This is a genomic window from Neobacillus drentensis (assembly GCF_036965245.1).
In the GTDB taxonomy this organism is placed as follows: Bacteria; Bacillota; Bacilli; order Bacillales; family Cytobacillaceae; genus Neobacillus; species Neobacillus drentensis_G.
The window spans coordinates 1-4,326 of record NZ_JBALPG010000216.1 but is presented as its reverse complement, the minus strand read 5'-3'; the positions used below and the strand labels follow the sequence as shown (position 1 = coordinate 4,326).

Below are 4,326 nucleotides of genomic sequence, written 5' to 3'. Positions count from 1 at the left end.
TATCACGGCTATATCATATGTTTGATTATTTTTATTAAGAAGTTTTTTATTTGAAAATTTAAAGTTAGTTATCTCCATGTGTTTATTCGTTTCTCCATCTAATTTTTCACTATATAGTTTTAAAATATTTTTTATTGCCACTGCCTTATCATTTGTGAAAAAAACAGGGAAATAGGTTGGTGTATATCGTGGGAGTTTCTTTTCATACTCCCAGATGGTAGCGATAGCTCCATTTGCAATAGCATCTAAAAGTTCCCCTGACTCTTCATTTATTGGAATAAATAAACCTTTAGGCTGAACAGTATTTGCTTGATCCGTAACAGTATAAAACATCATGTCATCCTGGATTCCTTGGTTATCAGTAAACAAACTTGCCAAGTCTTTCAGAGCTAAAAGCATTGCTATCTCCCCTCAATTGCTTCCCTAGCAACAAGCCGGTCATCAAAGTCATGAACAACGTTACCTATAGTCTGATAGGTTTCATGTCCTTTACCAGCGATTAAAATGACATCACCAGCTGCTGCCTGATTGACAGCCGTATAAATAGCTTCTTTACGATCAGGTATGACTTGATATGTTTCACCTTGTACACCTGCTTCCATTTCCTTCAATATTGCTAATGGATCTTCACTTCTTGGATTATCTGAAGTAAAAATCGGGTCTGTTGCCATCCTGCAAGCAATTTTCGCCATCAATGGCCGTTTCGTTCGGTCACGATCTCCACCGCAGCCGACAATAACGAAAACCCTTTTCTTCGCAAAATGTTGAATCGTCTTTAATACATTTTCCAAACTATCTGGTGTGTGTGCGTAATCAACAATCACTGTAAAATCCTGATCTGCATTAACAAGTTCGAACCTTCCTGCAACCCCCTCAACATCTTCGATAGAATGAATGACATCCTTAATCCCAATACCTGATACTATTGCAGCAGAGATACTTGCTAAGACATTATAAACACTAAATTTACCAATTAACTGCATTTGAATTGGATAGATGTCATTATCAATAATGAGATCAAAATTAGTGCCTCTCGGAGTCATTTGAATATTTTTTGCCTGAAGATCCGCCTTTTGATCAATTCCATATGTAATCACATGTGCAGCCGTTGACCTCCTGTACATTTCTGAGGCTGGGTCATCTGCATTTAAGACTGCAAATTTTGGGTTATTATAGTCATAGGTATTGCCTAGCTGGGCAAACAACAAGCTCTTGGAACGTTTATATTCCTCCATTGTTTTATGGTAATCCAGATGGTCCTGCGTCAGGTTTGTGAAAACAGCCACATTATATTCACATCCATGAACCCTTCCTAAATCAAGGGCATGCGAAGAAACCTCCATTACGGCTAAACCGACACCGGCATCAACCATTTGTTTAAATGTTTTTTGAAGTGTCAGGCTTTCTGGAGTTGTGTTTTTCGTTTCAAATGTCTCATCAGCAATTTTTGTGTACATAGTGCCAATCAAACCTGTTTTTTTCCCTGCATCAGCAAATATTTTTTCAATCAAATGACTGGTTGTTGTTTTTCCATTCGTTCCCGTGATGCCGATTAAATGCAGCTGTTTTGTGGGCTGCCCGTAAAAAACATTAGCGAGTACTGCCATTGCTCTTGTTGTATCGGTAACAACGATAACAGGTACATCAAGGTCTAACGGACGCTCAGCAAGTATTGCCACAGCGCCATTGGTAACAGCGGATGCTGCAAAATCATGACCGTCGACTGTGTAACCTTTAATACAAATAAATAAGCTCCCTTTTTTCACCTTCCGGTTATCGTTTTCAATTGATGTAATTTCCGGATCTTCTCCCATAAAAGGATGGATCGGATGCAAATACTCAAGCAGCTTTTGTAGCTTCATTTTCTCTCAAATCCTCTCATTACCTTACATATCCATTCACCAGTATTTACCTAAAAATAACTCCTTACGAAAGTTCCATCTTATTTTACATTAAATTATTTTATTTTGCTATTTAGTTATATAGGTTAAATAAAATTTTAGGCGGCGGAAAACATTCCGGCCGCCCTTTCGGTTCTTTTTGTCTACTTCATGTTAATCTCCTTTTCCAAAGTAAAGTCTTATTTTTGAGCCTTCCTTTACCTTAGTACCAGGTTTAGGAGATTGTCTTACAACAACATCGCCTTCTCCACTACTATCGACTCTTAAATTAATAAGCTGTTCCATAAGTTCACTTTTTGTTAGTCCAACAAAATCAGGGAGTTTTAGTAATGGAGTATCAGGGTATTTTATCTCCTTTTCAATTTGATCTTTTCGAGGCTCTACCCCCATTGCACTTAAGCCGTCCTTCATGATATTACCAACAATTGGTGCACTAATCGTCCCCCCAAATGCTCGAACACCTTTCGGATTATCTACAGCAACATAAACAACTATCTGCGGATCATCGGCAGGGGCGAAACCAATAAAGGAAACAATAAAATTATTTTCCAAATATCTTCCGTTTTGCGCTTTTTGTGCTGTTCCAGTTTTACCTCCTACACGATACCCTTCAATAAACGCCTTGCCTCCGGTTCCTTGGGCAACAACACTCTCAAGTGCATGGCGAATTTCCTTCGATGTTTCCTCAGTAATAACTCGTCTTTTTTCTTCAGGAGAATTTCGCATCACAATTTCGTTAGTAACCGGGTCAATTAACTCTTTGGCGATAAACGGCTTATAAAGAATCCCGCCATTGATGGCAGCAGACACCGCCGTTACCTGTTGAATTGGTGTGACTGATACCCCCTGTCCAAAAGCAGTTGTTGCTTGCTCAACAGGTCCAACACGGTTCATATTAAATAATATCCCTGTCCCTTCCCCTTGCAAATCAATTCCTGTCTTCTGGCCAAATCCAAAATCCTTAATATATTTAAAAAGCTTTTCTTTTCCTAAGCGCTCACCTAATTCCACAAACCCCGGGTTACAGGAGTTTTGTACAACTTCCAAAAATGATTGGCTCCCATGACCGCCTCTTTTCCAACATTTTAGCCTTGCGCCTGCCACTTGAACTGAACCCGGATCATGAAAGTGGTCATTTTCCAAGTTAACTTTTCCTTCATTCAACGCAGCGGCAAGAGTAATTATTTTAAAAGTCGAACCTGGTTCATACGTGGACCATACTGGAAGGTTTCGGTTATATACCTCTTGCGGAACATTTCGGAAATTTGCCGGATCAAAGGTAGGCCTGCTCGACATCCCTAATATTTCACCGCTATTGGGATTCATTGCGATCGCAACAATACCATCTGGATTATATTTTGCCTCGGCAATATCCAGTTCCCTTTCGATAATGGTTTGTATTTTTGAATCGATGGTCAGTTTCAAATCAAGGCCGTTTACAGGATGTTCATAATCATCAGCCATCCCATTCATCCTTTGACCTTTTGCATTGGCGTAAAATTTGACAGCCCCACGTTCACCACTTAACTCTTTATCATAATACTTCTCGAGTCCCATTAAACCTTGGTTATCCACCCCTGTAAAACCAAGAACATGGGAAAGATAACTCTGATTTGGATAGTGCCTCTTGGAATCTTCACCAATATAAACACCATCAAGATCAAGGGCCCTAATTTCTTTTGCCTTTTCATGAGAAATTTTCCTGCCTTCTTTTATCCGAACGGACGATGCACCTTTCGTAATGTCTCGATATGCTTTTTCTTTTGGCATATTTAGCACGGCTGCCAACTTCTCCGCAGTTGTTGCCGGATCTTTAATTTGCCTTGGAATCACATAAACTGTTGGAGCACTAATATTTGTTGCTAATGGTATTCCATTACGGTCTACAATTTGTCCACGTTCAGGTTCAAAAGGGATATTCCGGCTCCACAATCCCTTTGCACGGTCGGTCAGTATATCACCTAAGATGAATTGGACGTATCCGAGCCGAACATCAATAATTAAGAAGGTTAGAATTCCAACGAATAGTGCAATCATTAGCCGTTTACGGACAGTTACATTAGAAACACGCATACAATGAAAAATCCTCCTTTTTCACACATTCACTAGATTATCGTTCATTTATATGCTTGTACTTTTTTAAATAGAACGGAGTCACTAGGCTAATAAAGCAAAAATCCCGCTTAAAAAGCGGGATCCAGGCTGTCGAATAACTCTCGGCAGCCTCTTATTTTATTCATTCACTCCAATAATTCACCGCATTAATTTGGTATATTATTATTGGTGTATAGACTTTTAAACAGGTCTGTTGATTGGCGCTCCAGGCACTTCGCTTTCCGCGGGCGTACCGGGGAGCCTCGTCGTCGCTTCGCTCCTGCGGGGTGGCCCCTGCCCCGGACGCCCGCAGGAGTCTTCGTGCCTTCCG

At 40.1% G+C, this 4,326-nt stretch carries 3 protein-coding genes; all 3 read right to left on the bottom strand.

Annotation, left to right across the window (positions count from 1 at the left end; translation table 11 throughout):
• A partial coding sequence (locus V7150_RS25645; protein WP_335523929.1) for a hypothetical protein occupies nucleotides 1-378 on the bottom strand: 378 nt, incomplete at its 3' end.
• Nucleotides 379-401: 23 nt separating this feature from the next.
• Entirely contained in the window at nucleotides 402-1,862 is a 1,461-nt protein-coding gene (locus V7150_RS25640) for a UDP-N-acetylmuramoyl-L-alanyl-D-glutamate--2,6-diaminopimelate ligase (protein WP_335523928.1), read from the bottom strand.
• A gap of 192 nt (nucleotides 1,863-2,054) precedes the next feature.
• Nucleotides 2,055-3,974 carry a stage V sporulation protein D gene (locus V7150_RS25635; RefSeq protein WP_335523926.1) on the bottom strand — a complete coding sequence of 640 codons (1,920 nt, stop codon included), beginning with the start codon at nucleotides 3,972-3,974 and terminating at the stop codon, nucleotides 2,055-2,057.
• Between the last annotated feature and the right edge of the window lie 352 nt (nucleotides 3,975-4,326).

Bases quoted from the DNA above. Each gene is read 5' to 3' on its own strand.
- V7150_RS25640 (WP_335523928.1), bottom strand. From the start codon at position 1,862: ATGAAGCTACAAAAGCTGCTTGAGTATTTGCATCCGATCCATCCTTTT.
- V7150_RS25635 (WP_335523926.1), bottom strand. From the start codon at position 3,974: ATGCGTGTTTCTAATGTAACTGTCCGTAAACGGCTAATGATTGCACTA.